Source organism: Pseudomonas sp. QD4, assembly GCF_049199125.1.
In the GTDB taxonomy this organism is placed as follows: domain Bacteria; phylum Pseudomonadota; class Gammaproteobacteria; order Pseudomonadales; family Pseudomonadaceae; genus Aquipseudomonas.
Map to the genome: position 1 here is coordinate 893,439 of NZ_JBLZOM010000002.1, position 18,583 is coordinate 912,021.

The window sequence follows — 18,583 nt, forward strand, 5'->3', positions numbered from 1 at the left end:
GTCAACTTGTTGCGGCATTGAAGGCCAGCGCAGCCTCGCGGCGGCTACGGGGTTACGCGGGTTTGACGCGCTCTGCGGGGCGGCGCACGCCGGCAACGAGCTTATCCACAGCCTTGGTGGCGGCGACCATGCCGAAAGTGGCGGTGACCATCATCACCGCACCGAAACCACCGGCGCAGTCGAGCTTGACCCCATCGCCGACAAAGCTCTTCTGCAGGCAGATGCTGCCATCGGGCTTCGGATAGCGCAGCTGCTCGGTGGAGAACACGCAAGGCACGCTGTAGTGGCGGGTCACGGTGCGTGAAAAACCGTAGTCCCGACGCAAGGTGGAGCGCACTTTGGAGGCCAGCGGGTCATTGAAGGTGCGGTTCAAGTCGCAGACCTGGATCAGCGTCGGGTCGATCTGCCCGCCCGCGCCACCGGTGGTGATGATCTGGATCTTGCGGCGTTTGCACCAGGCAATCAGCGCCGCCTTGGCGTTCACGCTGTCAATGCAGTCGATCACGCAGTCAATGTTGGGGGTGATGTACTCGGCCATGGTCTCGCGGGTGACGAAATCCGCCACCGGGTGCACGTTGCAGTCCGGGTTGATCCCGCGCAAACGCTCGGCCATGACCTCGACCTTGGGTTTGCCCACGGTGCTGTCCAGGGCATGCAACTGGCGGTTGCTGTTGCTGACGCAGACGTCGTCCAGGTCAAACAGCGAAATTTCGCCCACCCCGCAACGAGCAATGGCCTCGGCCGCCCAGGAGCCGACCCCGCCCACCCCGACGATCGCCACATGGGCCGCGCGCAAGCGTGCCAGGCCCTCGATGCCATATAAACGGGCGACGCCAGCAAACCGTGGATCTTCTGTGCTCATGACCATTACCTGAAAAACCGGCGCGCATTATAGGGCTTCGCAGCGACAAGTTTTAAGTTGCCAGCTACAAGTTAAGAACTTAAGAGCAAATACAGTGCCCAAGGTCTGGCTTTTCTTTGTGCGCTGTACGCTCAATTGAGGGCCGGTGTAGGATGCCCACCGTTTGGCGCCTGCCAACCCTTCCCTCGTTCCACACCTTTTGGAACCCGAAATAGCTATGTCATCGCGTAAATTTGGACTCAATCTGGTGGTGGTGCTGGCAATTGCTGCGCTCTTCACCGGTTTCTGGGCGCTGATCAATCGCCCGGTCACGGCCCCCAACTGGCCTGAACAGATCTCCGGTTTTTCCTACTCGCCTTTCCAGCAAGGCCAGTTCCCACAGAAAGACCAGTTCCCGTCCGACGACGAAATGCGTCGCGACCTGGAAATCATGAGCAAGCTGACCGACAACATCCGTACCTACTCGGTCGACGGCACCCTGCAGGACATCCCCAAGCTGGCTGAAGAGTTCGGCCTGCGCGTGACCCTCGGGATCTGGATCAGCCCGGACCAGGAGCGCAACGAACGGGAAATCACCCGCGCCATCGAACTGGCCAACAGCTCGCGCAGCGTAGTGCGGGTGGTGGTGGGTAACGAGGCGATCTTCCGCAAGGAAATCACCGCCGAAGAACTGAGCGTGATCCTGGATCGGGTCCGCGCGGCTGTGAAGGTCCCGGTGACCACCTCCGAGCAATGGCACGTCTGGGAAGAGAACCCGAGCCTGGCCAAGCACGTCGACCTGATTGCCGCTCACGTCCTGCCCTACTGGGAATTCGTGCCGGTGGATCAGGCCGGCCAGTTCGTGCTCGACCGTGCCCGCGACCTGAAAAAAATGTTCCCGAAAAAGCCGCTGCTGCTGTCCGAAGTCGGCTGGCCGAGCAACGGCCGCATGCGTGGCGGTGCTGATGCCAGCCCGGCGGATCAGGCGATCTACCTGCGCACCCTGGTCAACAAGCTCAACCGCCAGGGTTACAACTATTTCGTGATCGAAGCCTTCGACCAGCCGTGGAAGGCCAGCGACGAAGGTTCGGTGGGCGCCTACTGGGGCGTGTTCAACGCTGCGCGCCAGCAGAAATTCAACTTTGAAGGCCCGGTGGTGGCCATTCCGCAATGGCGCGTGCTGGCCATCGGCTCGGTGGTGCTGGCGCTGCTGTCGCTGACCCTGCTGATGATCGACGGCTCGGCACTGCGCCAGCGCGGTCGGACCTTCCTGACTTTTATCGCCTTCCTCTGCGGTTCGGTGCTGGTGTGGATCGGCTACGACTACAGCCAGCAATACAGCACCTGGTTCAGCCTGACGGTGGGCTTCCTGCTCGCCCTCGGTGCCCTCGGGGTGTTTATCGTGCTGCTGACCGAGGCCCATGAACTGGCCGAAGCGGTCTGGACCCACAAGCGGCGACGTGAATTCCTGCCAGTGGTGGGCGATTCCGACTACCGGCCGAAGGTCTCGATCCACGTGCCCTGCTACAACGAGCCGCCGGAGATGGTCAAACAGACCCTCGACGCCCTGGCCGCCCTCGACTATCCGGACTACGAAGTCCTGATCATCGACAACAACACCAAGGACCCCGCGGTCTGGGAGCCGGTGCAAGCCTACTGCGAGACCCTGGGCCCGCGCTTCAAGTTCTTCCACGTCGCGCCCCTGGCCGGTTTCAAGGGCGGTGCGCTGAACTACCTGATCCCGCATACCGCCAAGGACGCCGAAGTGATTGCGGTGATCGACTCCGACTACTGCGTCGATCCGAACTGGCTCAAGCACATGGTGCCGCACTTCGCCGACCCGAAAATCGCCGTGGTGCAGTCGCCACAGGATTATCGCGACCAGAACGAAAGCACCTTCAAGAAGCTCTGCTACGCCGAGTACAAGGGCTTCTTCCATATCGGCATGGTCACCCGCAACGACCGTGACGCGATCATCCAGCACGGCACCATGACCATGACCCGGCGCTCGGTGCTCGAAGAGCTGGGCTGGGCCGACTGGTGCATCTGCGAAGACGCCGAACTGGGCCTGCGGGTATTCGAAAAAGGCCTGTCGGCTGCGTATTACCACACCAGCTACGGCAAGGGCCTGATGCCCGATACCTTTATCGACTTCAAGAAACAGCGTTTCCGCTGGGCCTATGGGGCGATTCAGATCATCAAGCGGCACACCGCGAGCCTGTTGCGCGGCAAGGACACCGAGCTGACCCGTGGCCAGCGCTACCACTTCCTCGCGGGCTGGTTGCCGTGGGTGGCGGACGGCATGAACATCTTCTTCACCGTCGGCGCCCTGCTGTGGTCGGCGGCGATGATCATCGTGCCGCAACGGGTCGATCCGCCGCTGCTGATCTTCGCGATCCCGCCTTTGGCGTTGTTCGTGTTCAAGGTCGGCAAGATCATTTTCCTCTACCGTCGCGCGGTAGGGGTCAACCTCAAGGATGCGTTCTGCGCGGCCCTGGCGGGCCTGGCGTTGTCCCACACCATTGCCAAGGCAGTGCTGTACGGCTTCTTCACCAGTAGCATTCCGTTCTTCCGCACCCCGAAGAATGCCGACAACCACGGCTTCTGGGTGGCGATCTCGGAAGCTCGGGAAGAGGTGTTCATCATGCTCCTGCTGTGGGGCGCGGCGCTGGGGATCTTCCTGGTGCAGGGCCTGCCGAGCAACGACATGCGCTTCTGGGTGACCATGCTGCTGGTGCAGTCGCTGCCGTATCTGGCCGCGCTGATCATGGCGTTCCTGTCTTCGCTGCCTAAACCGGCGGTGGAAACAGAGGCGGCACCGGCGGTCTAAATCCGCAGCAACGACTAAACGGCGGCCTCTGGCCGCCGTTTTGCTTTAAGATATCCGCCATTTTGCGCGCCCCCCATTACCTGTAGGAGCTGGCTTGCCAGCGATCAACACCACGCGGTGTCCCTGATAAACCGCCACCGCCGGCCAACCGGCCCCTACATAACGCCTTGCACCGGAGTTTTCCCATGACGGCCCCCGCCGAGCTTTCGCCGACCCTGCAACTCGCCTGTGACCTGATCCGTCGTCCGTCGGTGACCCCGATCGATGCCGACTGCCAGAAGCTGATGATGCAGCGCCTGGGTGATGCCGGTTTTGCGCTCGAGCCGATGCGCATCGAGGATGTGGATAACTTCTGGGCCACCCATGGCAAGCATCCCGGCCCGGTCCTGTGCTTTGCCGGTCACACCGACGTGGTGCCCACCGGCCCGGTCCAGGCCTGGCAGAACGACCCGTTCCAGGCGCTGATCGACGAACACGGCATGCTCTGCGGGCGTGGCGCGGCCGACATGAAAGGCAGCCTGGCGGCGATGCTGGTAGCCGCCGAGCGTTTCGTCGGCGACTACCCGGACCACAAGGGCTCTGTGGCGTTCTTGATCACCAGCGACGAAGAAGGCCCGGCCCATCACGGCACCAAGGCTGTGGTCGAACGCCTGGCCGCGCGCAAGGAGCGCCTGGACTGGTGCATCGTCGGCGAGCCGTCGAGCACCAGCCTGGTCGGTGATGTGGTCAAGAACGGCCGGCGCGGCTCCCTCGGCGCCACGCTCACCGTGCGCGGCGTGCAGGGCCACGTGGCCTACCCGCATCTGGCCAAGAACCCGATCCACCTCGCAGCCCCGGCCCTGGCCGAACTGGCCGCCGAGCACTGGGACAACGGCAACAGCTTCTTCCCGCCGACCAGCTTCCAGATCTCCAACCTCAATTCCGGCACCGGCGCGACCAACGTGATCCCCGGTGACCTGGTGGCGGTGTTCAACTTCCGTTTCTCCACCGAGTCGACGGTCGAGGCCCTGCAACAACGGGTCGCCGCCATCCTCGACAAACATGGCCTGGACTGGCACGTCGAATGGGCGCTGTCGGGCCTGCCGTTCCTCACCGAGCCGGGCGCCCTGCTCGACGCCGTATCGGCGAGCATCAAGCAGATCACCGGCCGCGAAACCAAGGCGTCCACCAGTGGCGGGACTTCCGACGGTCGCTTTATCGCGACCATGGGCACCCAGGTGGTCGAGTTGGGCCCGGTGAATGCCACCATCCACCAGGTCAACGAGCGGATCCTGGCCAGCGACCTCGACGTGCTGACCGAAATCTACTACCAGACCCTGATCAAGTTGCTCGCCTGATGCTCGCCTGTCCCATTTGCAGCGCACCGCTGGGCAACGTCGAGAATGGCGTGGCATGCCCGGTCGGCCACCGTTTCGACCGCGCGCGCCAGGGTTACCTCAACCTGCTGCCGGTGCAGCACAAGAACAGCCGTGACCCGGGTGACAACCAGGCCATGGTTGAAGCTCGCCGCGATTTCCTCAACGCCGGACATTACGCCCCCGTGGCCCGGCGCCTGGCGGAACTGGCCGCCGAGCGCGCCCCCCAGCGCTGGGTCGATATCGGTTGTGGCGAGGGTTACTACACTGCGCAAATCGCCGAGGCCCTGCCCGAGGCCGATGGTTATGCCCTGGATATCTCCCGCGAGGCGGTCAAGCGCGCCTGTCGACGCAACCCGCACCTGACCTGGTTGATCGCCAGCATGGCGCGCATTCCCCTGGCTGACGCCAGCTGCCAGTTTCTGGCCAGCGTGTTCAGCCCCCTGGACTGGGAAGAAGCCAAACGCCTGCTCAGCCCCGGTGGCGGCCTGATGAAAGTCGGACCCACCAGCGGCCACCTGATGGAGCTGCGCGAACGCCTGTACGACGAAGTGCGCGAGTACACCGATGACAAGCACCTGGCCCTGGTTCCCCAGGGCATGAGCCTGCAACACAGCGAAACCCTGGAGTTCACCTTGAACCTGGACCAGCCCCAGGACCGTGCCAACCTGCTGGCCATGACCCCTCATGGCTGGCGCGCCAGCGCCGAACGCCGGGCCCAGGTCATCGAGCAGGCCGAGCCGCTCAAGGTCAGCGTGTCGATGCGCTACGATTATTTCGTGCTGCAATAACCCTTTAACCCAAGGCCTTGAGCATCTGCCCGAGGCCGAATAAATCCGCGAATGGATTTTTCAGACCCGCAGTGAGGACATCCATGCGCCAACCCGATATCGAGATTTACCTGAAAGACGCCGACGTCGACTACAAGGCGATTGCCGCCTGGCTCGGCACCGCCCTAGGCCCTTGCACCGACTGGGTTCAGAAAGGCCAGACCTACAAGTGCAAGGCCGGCAATGTCCCGGTCACCTGGCTGCCCAAGGCCGTGGGCAAGTGGAACAGCCTGTACCTGGAGAGCGACCAGACGCCGTGGGAAGACGACATCGCCTGCGCCCGCGCCGCCTTTGCCGCGCTGAACGTTGAAGTGCGTTGCGCACCCGGCAGTTGGGTCGAGGAAGAAGGTGAGGAGTCGGCTGATCGCTGGATGCGCATCAGCGCCGATGGCGAAGAAGAAATTACCTGGCGTACTGCCTGATTGCGAAGGCCCCATGCGCGGCATGGGGCCTTTCGAAGCGCTGGAGGCTGAGCCTGGCCAGCGACCGGATTACAGGCCGACCACGTCTTCGGCCTGCAAGCCTTTCTGCCCTTCCACCACCGCGTATTCCACTTGCTGGCCTTCGAGCAGCGAGCGATGGCCTTCGCCACGGATCGCGCGGTAGTGCACAAACACGTCCGCACCGCCCTCACGCTGGATAAAGCCATAGCCCTTGGCGTCGTTGAACCACTTCACATTGCCGGTCTCGCGAGTAGACATGAATCGGTACTCCATCTTTTTATTATGGGATTGGCTCTGGAAAACAGAACCTTGAACGCGTGTCTTGAGAACTTTCGTCAGCATTGGGTAATCCATATGCCGGGTTGACGAGCCCGGCGGACAGCCGGCCGAGTATATGACAGGCAGAAAAACTCTCAACTCAATATTAACGGGTGGCTTTTTTGCCGAACTTCGGCGAATACGGCACACTGTCGAACCCGAGCAACTGCTCGGTTTTCACTCACTTACGCAGAAGCCGTATGACCCGCTCTCCGATCCGTCGTCTTGTGTTTGGCACCTTGCGCCGACTGTTGTACCTCTGGGTTCGCTCGGAGACGATCAACCAGTCGTCCTTCACCCTTAACCTCGACCGCAGCCGGCCGGTGTTCTACGTCCTGCAAAACCCATCGCTGACCGACCTGGCAGTGGTCGACGCCGAATGCACCAAGGCCGGCCTGCCGCGCCCGGTGCTGCCGGTTTCGGTGGGCAACCTGATGGAACCAGCGGCCTTTTTCTACCTGACCCCGGAGCCCGACTGGCTCGGCCGCCAGGACAAACGCGGCGCGCCACCGACCCTGACCCGACTGGTCAGCGCCCTGACCCAGAACGCCGCCGAAGACGCCCAGATCATTCCAGTCAGCGTGTTCTGGGGCCAGTCGCCAGACAGCGAATCCAGCCCCTGGAAGTTGCTGTTCGCCGACAGCTGGGCCGTCACCGGGCGCCTGCGCCGGCTGTTGAGCATCATGATCCTGGGGCGCAAGACCCGGGTGCAGTTCTCGGCACCGATCCACCTGCGCGAGCTGATCGACCACAACAAGGGCCACGAACGCACCGTGCGCATGGCCCAGCGCATCCTGCGGGTGCACTTTCGCAACCTCAAGGCCGCCGTTATCGGCCCGGACATCTCCCACCGGCGCAACCTGGTCAAGGGCCTGCTGAACCAGCCCCTGGTCAAGCAGGCAATCCTCGACGAAAGCGAGCGCGAGAAGATCACCCCGGAAAAAGCCAAGGCCCAAGCCCTGCGCTATGGCAACGAGATCGCCTCGGACTACACCTACACCGCGATCCGTTTCCTGGAAGTGGTGCTGAGCTGGTTCTGGAATAAGATCTACGACGGGATCAAGGTCAACAACATCGAAGGCGTGCAAAAGGTCGCCCAGGGGCACGAGGTGATCTATGTGCCCTGCCACCGCAGCCATATCGACTACCTGCTGCTGTCCTACCTGCTGTTCCGCAACGGCCTGACCCCGCCGCACATCGCCGCCGGGATCAACCTCAACATGCCGGTGATCGGCAGCCTGCTGCGGCGCGGCGGCGCGTTTTTCATGCGTCGCACCTTCAAGGGCAACCCGCTGTACACCTCGGTGTTCAACGAATACCTGCACACCCTGTTCACCAAGGGCTTCCCGGTGGAGTACTTCGTCGAGGGCGGGCGCTCGCGCACCGGGCGCATGCTGCAACCCAAGACCGGGATGCTGGCGATCACCCTGCGCAGCTTCCTGCGCAACTCGCGCATGCCGATCGTCTTCGTACCGGTGTACATCGGCTACGAGCGCGTGCTGGAAGGCCGCACCTACCTGGGTGAGCTGCGCGGCGCGAGCAAGAAGAAAGAGTCGATCTTCGACATCTTCAAGGTCATCGGCGCACTCAAGCAGCGCTTCGGCCAGGTCGCGGTGAACTTCGGCGAGCCGATCAAGCTGGCCGAATTCCTCGATCAGGAGCAACCGGACTGGCGCGCCCAGGAGCTGGGCCCGCAGTTCCGCCCGGCCTGGCTCAATGACACCACCAACCGCCTGGGCGAGCGTGTGGCCCAGCACCTGAACGAAGCGGCGGCGATCAACCCAGTCAACCTGGTGGCCCTGGCCCTGCTTTCCACCAGTCGCCTGGCCCTGGACGATCGCGCCATGGCTCGGGTCCTCGACCTGTACCTGGCGCTGCTGCGACGCGTGCCCTACTCGGCCCACACCACCCTGCCCGAGGGCGATGGTCAGGCACTGATCAAGCACGTCAAAGACATGGACCTGCTGTCCGAGCAGAGCGATGCCCTGGGCAAGATCCTGTATCTGGATGAGCAGAACGCCGTCCTGATGACCTATTACCGCAACAACGTGCTGCATATCTTTGCCTTGCCGGCGCTGCTGGCGAGTTTCTTCCAGAGCTCGTCGCGCATGAGCCGCGAGCAGATCCTGCGTTACACCCGCGCGCTCTACCCCTACCTGCAGGCAGAGCTGTTCATTCGCTGGTCGCTGGAGGAGTTGGACGCGGTGGTCGATCAGTGGCTGGAAGCGTTCGTCGAACAAGGCCTGCTGCGCTTTGAAGGCGAGGTTTACCTGCGCCCGGCCCCCAGCTCACGGCATTTTGTGCTGCTGACCCTGCTCTCCAAAAGCATCGCCCAGACCCTGCAACGCTTCTACATGGCCATCTCGCTGCTGCTCAACAGCGGCCAGAACAGCATCAGCGCCGAGGAGCTGGAAGACCTGTGCACGGTCATGGCCCAGCGCCTGTCGATCCTGCATGGCTTGAATGCCCCGGAGTTCTTCGACAAGAGCCTGTTCCGCCACTTTATCCAGACCCTGCTCGACGTCGGCGTACTGCGCCGCGACGAAGCCGGCAAGCTGAGTTATCACCCGGCCCTCGGCGAGTTGGCCGAAGGTGCGGCCAAGCGCGTATTGCCGGCGGACATCCGCCTGTCGATCCGCCAGGTCGCGTTGCACCGCAGCGAGGACGCCAGCGAAGACGCCGCCGAGCAGCTCGCAGCCCCCGTACAAACCGACTAGATTCTTACTGGCGCCAGGTTGTCGCTGGCGCCTTAGACGGAGATCCACCATGAAAAAAATCTGCCTGCTGGCCGTCAGCACTTTGCTTGGCGCCTGTCAGACCCTGCACCCCGCGGCCAAGGCCGACCTTTCAGGAGAAGTGTTCTACCTGCAACGCATCGCCCTGCCACCGGCGGCGACCCTGAGTGTCAGCCTGCAGGACGTGTCCCTGGCCGATGCGCCGGCGGTGGTCCTGGCCGAGCAGAAAGGCCCGGTCAAGGGCCAGGTTCCGCTGCCCTTCCACCTCAGCTACGACCCGGCCCAGGTCAAGCCCGGCCACCGCTACTCGGTGAGTGCGCGGATCGAGGTCGATGGCCAGCTCATCTTTATCAGCACCGAACATCACGCAGTCAACCTCGACGGCCAGGATCCTCAGCCGTTGAAAATCCGCGTCGACGCCGTCCGTTAATCCCCCTTGAACAAGGAAGCCGCCATGCTCCGCTCCTCCCTTCGCTTCACCGGCCTGTGTGCAGGCCTGCTGCTGTCCGCCAGCGCCCTGGCCCTGTCGCTCAGCGACCTGTCCCAGAGTGACGCCAGCGGCGGCCTCAAGGACGCCCTGACCCAAGGCGCGCAAATCGCCGTCAAGCAACTGGGTACCCCGGGTGGTTTCAGCAACAACCCCGAGGTGCGCATCGAGCTGCCGGGCAACCTGGGCAAAGTCGCGAAAAAAATGAAGCAGTTCGGCATGGGCGATCAGGTCGACCAGTTGGAAACCAGCATGAACAAAGCCGCCGAGGCCGCTGTGCCGCAAGCCCAGGCGCTGCTGGTGGATGCCGTGAAGAAAATGACCGTGGCCGATGCCAAGGGCATCCTCAGCGGTGGCAATGATTCCGCGACCCAATACCTGAACAAGTCGAGCCGCGAGCAGATTCGCGCCAAGTTCCTGCCCATCGTCAAGCAAGCCACCGATCAGGTGGGCCTGGCCAAGCAGTACAACTCGTTCGCCGGCCAGGCCGCGACCCTTGGCGTGGTGGATGCCAAGAGCGCCAATATCGAAAGCTACGTCACCGAAAAAGCCCTCGACGGCCTGTTCGAAATGATTGGCAAGCAGGAAGAAACCATTCGCCAGAACCCGGCAGCCGCTGCCACCAGCCTGGCCAAGAAAGTCTTCGGCACCCTGTAAAACCCCGCACCCCACCAGCGCCCGGGAGCAACTCCCGGGCGCTGGCTGCTAAGTCTTCTTGATCCTGAACCACGCCGCATACAACGCCGGCAGGAACAGCAGGGTCAACGCCGTCGCCACAATCAAGCCCCCCATGATCGCCACCGCCATCGGTCCGAAGAACACGCTGCGCGACAGCGGGATCATCGCCAGCACCGCCGCCAGCGCGGTCAGCACGATTGGGCGGAAACGCCGTACCGTGGCTTCGATAATCGCATCCCAGGGTTTGAGGCCAGCGCTGATGTCCTGCTCGATCTGATCCACCAGGATCACCGAGTTGCGCATGATCATCCCGGACAGGGCGATGGTGCCGAGCATCGCCACAAAGCCGAAGGGCTGGCGGAACACAATCAGGAACAGGGTCACGCCGATCAGCCCCAGGGGCGCGGTGAGGAACACCATGACCGTGCGCGAGAAGCTGCGCAGTTGCAGCATCAGCAAGGTCAGCACCACCACGATAAACAGCGGCACACCGGCCTTCACCGAGTTCTGGCCACGGGTCGAGTCTTCGACGGTGCCGCCCACGTCCAGCAGGTAGCCGTCAGGCAGCTCGGCACGGATCGGCTCCAGGGTCGGCAGAATCTGCTTCACCAGGGTCACCGGTTGTTCCTGGCCATAGATATCGGCACGGACCGTGACGTTCGGCAGGCGGTTGTAGCGCCAGATAATGCCCTCTTCGAAGCCATACTCCAGGGTAGCGATCTGCGACAACGACACGCTTTTGCCGTTGTCGGTGGGCACCGAGAGGCTCGGCAGCAACGACAGTTCGGTGCGCTCATGCACGGTGCCCCGCAGCAGGATCTCGATCAACTCGTTGTCCTCGCGGTACTGGCTGACGCTGGAGCCCGACAGCGAGCTTTGCAGGAACTTCGACAGGTTCGCGGTGCTCACCCCCAGGGCCCGCGCCCGGTCCTGGTCGACGTTGAGGTACACCACCTTGCTCGGTTCTTCCCAGTCCAGGTGAACGTTGACCACATGCGGGTTCTCGCGGACCTTGGCCGCCACCTTGCGCGCCAGGGCGCGCACCTCGGCGATGTTCTCCCCCGACAGCCGGAACTGCACCGGATAACCCACGGGCGGGCCGTTTTCCAGGCGCGTGACCCGCGAGCGCAAGGCCGGGAACTGTTCATTGAGGGTTGCGATCAGCCAGCTGCGCAGGGCTTCACGTTCCTCGATGGTCTTGGCCAGCACCACGAACTGGGCAAAGCTTGCCGCCGGCAGTTGCTGATCCAGGGGCAGATAGAAACGCGGTGACCCGGTACCGATATAGGCCACGTAGTTATCGATCCCCGCGTGGTCCTTGAGCATCGCTTCCAGGCGCTTGACCTGCTCGGCGGTGTTGCTCAGGGAGGCGCCTTCGGCCAGCTTCAGGTCGACCATCAATTCCAGGCGGCCCGAAGCCGGGAAGAACTGCTGCGGCACGAAGCGGAACAGCACCACCGAGGCCACGAACAGCACCACGGTCAGGGTGATCACGGTCTTGCGACGCCGCACGCACCAGCCCACCAGCCCCCGTACCCGCTGATAGAACGGCGTGCCGTAAGGGTCCGGCTGACCGTCCCCGGTGCCGTGCTTGGCGGCATGAATCTTCGCCAGATCCGGCAGCAGTTTTTCACCCAGGTACGGCACGAACACCACCGCGGCAATCCACGAGGCGATCAGGGCAATGGTCACCACCTGGAAAATCGAGCGGGTGTACTCGCCGGTGCCGGACTGTGCGGTGGCAATCGGCAGGAAGCCGGCAGCGGTAATCAGGGTCCCGGTGAGCATCGGGAACGCGGTGCTGGTCCAGGCGAAGCTGGCGGCCTTGATGCGGTCGTAGCCCTGCTCCATCTTGATCGCCATCATTTCCACGGCAATGATCGCGTCGTCCACCAACAGGCCCAGGGCCAGGACCAGCGCCCCCAGGGAAATCTTGTGCAGGCCGATGCCCAGGTAATACATGGTGGCAAACGTCATCGCCAACACCAGGGGAATCGCCAGTGCCACCACCATGCCGGTGCGCACGCCAAGGGAGAAGAAGCTCACCAGCAACACGATCGCCAGGGCCTCGACCAGCACCTGGACAAACTCGCCGACCCCGGTTTTCACCGCCGCCGGCTGGTCAGACACCTTGCGCAGCTCCATGCCGGCCGGCAGATGCTTCTGGATCCGCGCAAACTCGACCTCCAGCGCCTTGCCCAGGACCAGGATGTCGCCACCGTCCTTCATCGCCACGGCCAGGCCTATGGCGTCTTCGCCCATAAAGCGCATGCGGGGCGATGGCGGGTCGCTGAAACCACGGTGCACATCCGCCACATCGGCGATGCGGAAGGTGCGATTGTCGACGCGAATCGGGAAGTTCCGGATCTGCTCGACGCTCTGGAAATTACCGGAAACCCGCAGCTGCAGGCGCTCGCTGGAGGTCTCGAAGAAGCCAGCGGTAGATACCGCGTTCTGCTCCTGCAACGCCTGCTGCACCGCAGCCAGGGGCAGGCCGAGGGTGGCCAGCTTGACGTTCGACAGCTCGATCCAGATTTTCTCGTCCTGCAAACCCAGCAGGTCGACCTTGCCCACGTCCTTGACCCGTTGCAGTTGGATCTGCACGCGGTCGGCGTAATCCTTGAGCACCGCGTAGTCAAAACCGTCGCCGGTCAGGGCATAGATGTTGCCGAAGGTGGTGCCGAACTCATCGTTGAAAAAAGGCCCCTGCACACCCGGTGGCAGGTTCTGGCGGATATCGCTGACCTTCTTGCGCACCTGATACCAGAGGTCGGGGATCTCTGCCGAGTGCATCGAGTCCCGGGCAACGAAACGCACCTGAGATTCGCCGGGGCGCGAGAAAGAGATGATCCGGTCGTACTCGCCGGTTTCCATCAGCTTCTTTTCAATACGCTCGGTGACCTGGCGCGAGACTTCCTCGGCGGTGGCCCCCGGCCAACTGGTCTGAATGACCATGGCCTTGAAGGTAAAGGGCGGGTCTTCGCTCTGCCCCAACTTGGTGTAGGACAAGGCGCCGACCGTGGCCAGCAACAGCATCAGAAACAGGACGATCTGGCGATTGCGCAACGCCCATGCAGAAAGGTTGAAACCCATCGGGAATTACTCCTTGGCCGCCAGATTGACCACGCGGTTGGAGCGATCCACTGGGCGAACTTGCTGGCCCTCATGGAGCACATGGACCCCGGCAGCCACCACCCAGTCGCTGGCATTCAGGCCTTCGAGCACCGGCACGCTGTTTTCACCGAACGCACCGACCCGGACCGGGGTTTTCTGCAAGGTATTGTTGGCGTCCACGCGCCAGACATAGGTTGCGCCGTTTTCCGCCGTCAGCGCCGACAGCGGTACGGACAGCGGCACCACATCGGCGCTCTGGATAAACACCCGGGCGCTCTGCCCCAGCTCGGCAGGAACCTTGCCGGTGCTGAAGGCGATACGCGCGGCGAAAGTCCGCGACTTGGGGTCGGCCGCCGGCGACAACTCACGGATCCGCCCGGCAAAACGCTGGCCCGGCTGCGTCCAGAGTTCGACCGAGACCGGCTGCTCGATCTTGAAACGCCCGAAGCTCTGCTCGGGAAAGCTGATCAGTACCTCACGCTCGCCATCGGTGGCCAGGGTGAACACGGTTTGCCCGGCCGCCACCACTTGCCCGACTTCCACCGCACGCTTGGCCACCACGCCATCCTGGGGTGCACGCAATACTGCGTAGCCAGCCTGGTTATTGGCGACGTCGAACTCGGCCTTGATCTGCTGGAGGCGTGCTTCGCCGGAACGGTAGAGGTTTTCGGCGTTGTCGTATTGCGAACGACTGACCATCTGCCGCTCGAGCAAGGTCTTGTAGCGATCACGCTCGGCCCGCACCAGGCTCAGGTTGGCCTGGGCCGCCGCGACCTGCGCGCGACTGGCCTCCAGTTGCAGGCGCACGTCCTGGGGATCGAGCTCCGCCAGGGGCTGGTTGGCCTTGACCCGCTCACCCTCGTCGACCAGTCGTCGGCTGACTTTACCCGGGATGCGGAACGCGAGATCCGGCTCGTAGCGTGCCCGCACCTCACCGGGATAGCTGTCCATGCCGCGCGCCGATGGCTCTGGCTGAACCACCATGGCCGGGCGCACGGTGGTCTGCACCGGTTCTTCATGCCCGCAGGCAGACAATAAAAAAGCCAGACTGACTGGCAGGGCGATGGGCAGGGCATAGCGGAACATGGTGGCGGACCTTTCGCTAATGGCGCTTGGAATAATTATACTGGCCGGTATGTTATTAATAGCAAACTCACCAGTCCAGTATTAAAAGCGAAGAATGTCAGACAATAATTCCGTATCCACCGGCCCCGGCCGCCCCAAGGACCTGGCAAAACGCCAGGCCATTCTCGAAGCAGCTAAAAAACTGTTTTTGAGCAACGGATATGCAAACACCAGCATGGATGCGGTAGCCGCCGAAGCCGGCGTGTCAAAACTCACGGTTTACAGCCACTTCACCGACAAGGAAACCCTGTTCTCGGCCGCCGTGGTGGCCAAGTGCGAGACCCAATTGCCGAACTTGATGTTCGAGCTGCCGGACGGCGTGCCGATCAAGCAGGTGCTGCTCAATATCGCGCGCGGTTTCAACGTGCTGATCAACAGTGAAGACTCGGTGAACCTGCATCGGCTGATCATGGCCCTGGGCAGCCAGGACCCGAAGCTGTCGCTGATCTTCTTCGAAGCCGGGCCCGAACGCGTACTCAAAGGCATGGAGCGCCTGCTGAGCAAGGTCCATCAGCTCGGCACCCTGCACATTGAAAAACCGCACAATGCCGCCGAACACTTCTTTTGCCTGGTCAAGGGCGGCGCCAACTTCCGCTTGTTGTTCGGCTGCGGCGACGTCCTGATCGGCGACGCAGCAGAAGCTCACCTGCTGGAAGTGGTGGAATTGTTTATGCGGGCTTATCGGCCTGAACCGGCCTGAGAAATAACGCCCTGGCAGGTCGGCCCCTGCAGGCATGACCTGCCAGGGCCGACGCGGCGGCCATCAAGCCTTGAGCGCTTTTTTCGGATAGATGTCGTAGCGGCTGGACTTGCCGTCCAGCGCGTGGCTGGGCTTGGGCCCCTCGATGCAGGGCGCCTTGCGCGGCCGCTTGACCACCACCCGGTGGCTGGCCAAGGCCAGGGCCGCCTCAAGCAGCGCTGGGGCATCGGGGTCGTCGCCAACCAAGGGCCGGAACAGGCGCATTTCTTTCTTCACCAGCGCGGTTTTCTCGCGGTGGGGGAACATCGGGTCGAGGTAGATCACCTGAGGCGGCTCGCCCTGCCAATTGCGCATCAACTCGATGGAGTTGCCCTTGAGCAACTGCATGCGCGCGACGATCGGCGCCACTTCAAAATCCGCGGCAGCCCGCAACAGGCCATCTTCCAGCAGGGCACCGATCAGCGGCTGGCGCTCGATCAGGCTCATCTGGCAGCCCAGGCTGGCCAGCACGAATGCATCCTTGCCCAGCCCGGCGGTGGCATCCAGCACCCTGGGGCGCACGCCCTGGGCGACGCCGACCGCCTTGGCGATCATCTGCCCACTGCCGCCGCCATACAGCCTGCGATGGGCCGCACCACCCTCGACAAAGTCGACCCGCACCGGCCCCGGAGCGTCCGGCCCCAGTTGCTGCAACTGCAACCCCTGCTCGCCGAACTGCAGGGCAAACTCGGCATCTGCGTCCTGCAACGGCAAGCCCAGGCGCTCGGCCCACTGCCGTGCCGGGTCGGCGAACGCCTCGGCCAAGGCCTCGACTCTGATGCGGCAGGCCGCTGGTTGCTCACTCATCGTTAAAACACGCTCAAAAAATTAATGATCGGCAAAAACTGCCGATAAAAGAACTATCAGGCATTTTGCCAGAGCTGAGCGTCGACCGAGAGAAATGTCAGACATTCAATCCATCCCAGTAGGCTTTATCTCGCCCTATGGCGATTACGGCTTGCGCAATTCCCAGGCACTGAGCGGCGTCAGCCATCTGTGGCAGGATTTCTTTGCCCGGGCATTGGCCGAGCAACAGGGTGATGGAGCGAAGGCTGTTGGCGACCAGCCGCTGGCAGAACTTGACCCTGCAGTCGAACCCAGCGCCGGCAGTGACCTGTTGATGCAGATCGTCAGCCAGCGCCAGTGCGACGTGAAAGACACCGAAGTCCGTCCGCCGGAACCGTTGTTCCTGCCCATCGCCGAGTTCGAGACCGACCTGCTGGACAAACCGTTCCCGCCCTTCCCGCCGGAAGAAATCACCGCCCAGCAGCGCCAGCAGGATTTCGAGAGCGGTTGGGTCCGCCCAATCGTGCTCAACGCCGGCCAGCCACTGCCTGAGCCGGGCCCGGCGCCCGAGCCACGGCCGCTGCACCTGCCCATCGCCGAGTTTGAAATGGACCTGCTGGACAAACCGGCCGAGCCGTTCCCGCCTCAGGAAATCATCGAGCAGAACCGCCAGTTCGATTTCGATATCGGCTGGGCGCGCCCGCTGGTCCTGCAGAACCTGCGCATCGCCGCCTGACCCCTACCCGCTTCAGCGACAGATCCACCACGGCCCCACATCCAGATGGAAGTGATTGCGATGGGCGGCGTTGTAGTCCGGGCCCAACACCACATTGAAACTGTCGCAGGCCCCATCCCGGGCCAGGCGTAGAAAACGCGCGTCCGCCCCTTGCTTGGGCCAGTCCTTGAGTACGCTGATGCTGCGCCCGTCGGCCAGGCGAAAGCCGGCGATGTCCAGGGCATTGGCACTGGCATGCTGGCTGCGGGCACCCTGCTCGCGCCCGTACATGTTGCGGCAGGCAAAGCTGCCCAGATGATCGACCCGCACCACCGCCTGCCCATACACCGCTTGAGCGGCCGGCTGCAGCCCGTGACGCTCGAACAGGGCAAAGGCCACGGCCAACGGGCAGCTGGCGAGAAAGCTGCTGCTCAACGCCACCTCACCGCCCTGCACCCGCAAGGTATTGCTCAGCGGGCACGTCACATCCGGGCGGCTGTCCTGCTGGCGGGTCACCCGCAGGCCGGACCGGCTCAGCACCTGATCGCACAATTGCGGGTTGTCCCGCAGGCGGCTCAGCTTGTAGCGGGTCAGCAGGTTCGGTTCGGCGCGCACATCCAGCGGCGCCCAGGGATTCCAGGCCGGCGGCAACCAGTCGCGCCAGGCACTGAGGACAAACAGGGCAATGATGAGCAGTAACGGCAAAAGCACTTTCAGGGACCGCACGACAACTCCTGGCTGATCAGTTCTTGAACAATTGATTGATCTGCCCGAACGGCATCGCCTGGTTGGCCAGGTCAAAGCGCCCCTGGCCCTGAATCTCCTGTGCCGCCGCATAAAACGCCCCGTAGGCGGCGCGGGCCAGCGTCGAGCCGAGACTGATCCGCTTGACCCCCAGGGCCCCAAGCTCGGCCACGGTCAGGCTGAGGCCGCCGGACATCAGCACGTTCAACGGTTTTGGCGCCACCGCGCGCACCACCGCCAGGACCTCTTCAGGGGTCCGCAGGCCCGGGGCATACAGCACGTCGGCGCCGGCTTCGGCGAATGCCTGCAGGCGGCGAATGGTGTCCGCCAAGTCATTGCGGCCATGCAGCAGGTTTTCGGCGCGCGCCGTCAGGGTGAAAGGCAGGCCGAGACTGCGCACTGCCGTGACCGAGGCCTGGATGCGCTCCACAGCCAGCTGGAAGTCATAGATAGGGTCCTCGGCGCGGCCCGTGGCGTCTTCAATCGAGGCGCCGACCGCGCCACTGGCGGCCGCTTGCAACAGCGCCTGGGCGCAACCGGCCGGGCTGTCGGCGAAGCCGTTCTCCAGGTCCACCGCCAACGGCAGGTCGCTGGCGCCGACAATCGCCCGCATATTGCCCAGGGTGTCCTCCAGGGACAACGCGCCTTCGGCATCCGGACGCCCCAGGGAAAAGGCAAAACCGGCGCTGGTAGTGGCCAATGCCTCAAAACCCAAGCTCGCCAGCATCCTGGCTGAACCGGCATCCCAGGGGTTGGGGATTACAAAAGCACCATCGCGCTGGTGCAGGGCTTTGAAGGCATGGGCACGGCGGGTTTGAGCATCCATGGGCTCACTCCTGAAGA

General features: G+C 63.3%; 16 protein-coding genes. 9 read left to right on the plus strand and 7 right to left on the minus strand.

Annotated elements, in window-relative coordinates:
• Positions 1-52: 52 nt before the first annotated feature.
• Positions 53-862 carry a tRNA cyclic N6-threonylcarbamoyladenosine(37) synthase TcdA gene (gene tcdA / locus ACOZJV_RS15075; RefSeq protein WP_421547964.1) on the minus strand — a complete coding sequence of 270 codons (810 nt, stop codon included), beginning with the start codon at positions 860-862 and terminating at the stop codon, positions 53-55.
• A gap of 217 nt (positions 863-1,079) precedes the next feature.
• Between tcdA and ACOZJV_RS15080 the strand changes: the two genes are divergently transcribed.
• From ACOZJV_RS15080 to ACOZJV_RS15095, 4 genes are all read left to right on the plus strand, one after another.
• Positions 1,080-3,671 carry a glycosyltransferase gene (locus ACOZJV_RS15080; RefSeq protein WP_201129623.1) on the plus strand — a complete coding sequence of 864 codons (2,592 nt, stop codon included), beginning with the start codon at positions 1,080-1,082 and terminating at the stop codon, positions 3,669-3,671.
• Between the two features lie 185 nt (positions 3,672-3,856).
• Positions 3,857-5,008 carry a succinyl-diaminopimelate desuccinylase gene (gene dapE, locus ACOZJV_RS15085; RefSeq protein ID WP_020296633.1) on the plus strand — a complete coding sequence of 384 codons (1,152 nt, stop codon included), beginning with the start codon at positions 3,857-3,859 and terminating at the stop codon, positions 5,006-5,008.
• Positions 5,008-5,817 carry a putative RNA methyltransferase gene (locus ACOZJV_RS15090; RefSeq protein WP_421547965.1) on the plus strand — a complete coding sequence of 270 codons (810 nt, stop codon included), beginning with the start codon at positions 5,008-5,010 and terminating at the stop codon, positions 5,815-5,817. The genes dapE and ACOZJV_RS15090 overlap by 1 nt, the downstream gene beginning before the upstream one ends.
• Positions 5,818-5,900: 83 nt before the next feature.
• Complete coding sequence (locus ACOZJV_RS15095; RefSeq protein WP_020296635.1) at positions 5,901-6,278, plus strand: hypothetical protein; 378 nt, start codon at positions 5,901-5,903, stop codon at positions 6,276-6,278.
• Positions 6,279-6,347: 69 nt separating this feature from the next.
• On the opposite strand, the gene ACOZJV_RS15100 is transcribed toward ACOZJV_RS15095, so the two are convergent.
• Positions 6,348-6,557 carry a cold-shock protein gene (locus tag ACOZJV_RS15100; RefSeq protein ID WP_020296636.1) on the minus strand — a complete coding sequence of 70 codons (210 nt, stop codon included), beginning with the start codon at positions 6,555-6,557 and terminating at the stop codon, positions 6,348-6,350.
• A 260-nt stretch (positions 6,558-6,817) separates the two neighbouring features.
• Between ACOZJV_RS15100 and plsB the strand changes: the two genes are divergently transcribed.
• The 3 genes from plsB to ACOZJV_RS15115 are packed head-to-tail and all read left to right on the plus strand — an operon-like array spanning position 6,818 to position 10,496.
• Positions 6,818-9,334 carry a glycerol-3-phosphate 1-O-acyltransferase PlsB gene (plsB, locus tag ACOZJV_RS15105; RefSeq protein WP_421547966.1) on the plus strand — a complete coding sequence of 839 codons (2,517 nt, stop codon included), beginning with the start codon at positions 6,818-6,820 and terminating at the stop codon, positions 9,332-9,334.
• Positions 9,335-9,383: 49 nt separating this feature from the next.
• Positions 9,384-9,782 (plus strand): YbaY family lipoprotein, encoded by a 399-nt coding sequence (locus ACOZJV_RS15110; protein WP_078470057.1) that lies wholly within the window; start codon positions 9,384-9,386, stop codon positions 9,780-9,782.
• A 24-nt stretch (positions 9,783-9,806) separates the two neighbouring features.
• Positions 9,807-10,496, plus strand: coding sequence for a DUF4197 domain-containing protein (locus tag ACOZJV_RS15115; protein WP_078470056.1), 690 nt, complete (start codon positions 9,807-9,809; stop codon positions 10,494-10,496).
• A 48-nt stretch (positions 10,497-10,544) separates the two neighbouring features.
• Here the strand turns inward: ACOZJV_RS15115 and ACOZJV_RS15120 are convergent, their stop codons facing one another.
• Together ACOZJV_RS15120 and ACOZJV_RS15125 are read right to left on the minus strand one after the other, a co-directional pair.
• Positions 10,545-13,610, minus strand: a complete 3,066-nt coding sequence (locus tag ACOZJV_RS15120) for an efflux RND transporter permease subunit (RefSeq protein WP_078470055.1) — start codon at positions 13,608-13,610, stop codon at positions 10,545-10,547.
• A 6-nt stretch (positions 13,611-13,616) separates the two neighbouring features.
• Positions 13,617-14,717, minus strand: coding sequence for an efflux RND transporter periplasmic adaptor subunit (locus ACOZJV_RS15125; protein ID WP_078470054.1), 1,101 nt, complete (start codon positions 14,715-14,717; stop codon positions 13,617-13,619).
• Between the two features lie 94 nt (positions 14,718-14,811).
• On the opposite strand from ACOZJV_RS15125, the gene ACOZJV_RS15130 reads away from it, so the two are divergent.
• Positions 14,812-15,456 (plus strand): TetR/AcrR family transcriptional regulator, encoded by a 645-nt coding sequence (locus ACOZJV_RS15130; RefSeq protein ID WP_078470053.1) that lies wholly within the window; start codon positions 14,812-14,814, stop codon positions 15,454-15,456.
• A 63-nt stretch (positions 15,457-15,519) separates the two neighbouring features.
• On the opposite strand, the gene ACOZJV_RS15135 is transcribed toward ACOZJV_RS15130, so the two are convergent.
• Positions 15,520-16,302, minus strand: a complete 783-nt coding sequence (locus ACOZJV_RS15135) for a class I SAM-dependent methyltransferase (RefSeq protein WP_078470052.1) — start codon at positions 16,300-16,302, stop codon at positions 15,520-15,522.
• A gap of 94 nt (positions 16,303-16,396) precedes the next feature.
• On the opposite strand from ACOZJV_RS15135, the gene ACOZJV_RS15140 reads away from it, so the two are divergent.
• The gene (locus tag ACOZJV_RS15140) at positions 16,397-17,017 is read left to right on the plus strand and encodes an energy transducer TonB (protein WP_201129620.1); all 621 of its coding nucleotides are present in this window, start codon (positions 16,397-16,399) and stop codon (positions 17,015-17,017) included.
• Between the two features lie 12 nt (positions 17,018-17,029).
• Here ACOZJV_RS15140 and ACOZJV_RS15145 read toward each other — a convergent pair whose 3' ends face one another.
• Together ACOZJV_RS15145 and ACOZJV_RS15150 are read right to left on the minus strand one after the other, a co-directional pair.
• Complete coding sequence (locus tag ACOZJV_RS15145) at positions 17,030-17,722, minus strand: extensin family protein (RefSeq protein ID WP_078470050.1); 693 nt, start codon at positions 17,720-17,722, stop codon at positions 17,030-17,032.
• 16 nt (positions 17,723-17,738) lie between these two features.
• Positions 17,739-18,566, minus strand: coding sequence for an isocitrate lyase/PEP mutase family protein (locus ACOZJV_RS15150; RefSeq protein ID WP_421547967.1), 828 nt, complete (start codon positions 18,564-18,566; stop codon positions 17,739-17,741).
• Positions 18,567-18,583 lie beyond the last annotated feature (17 nt).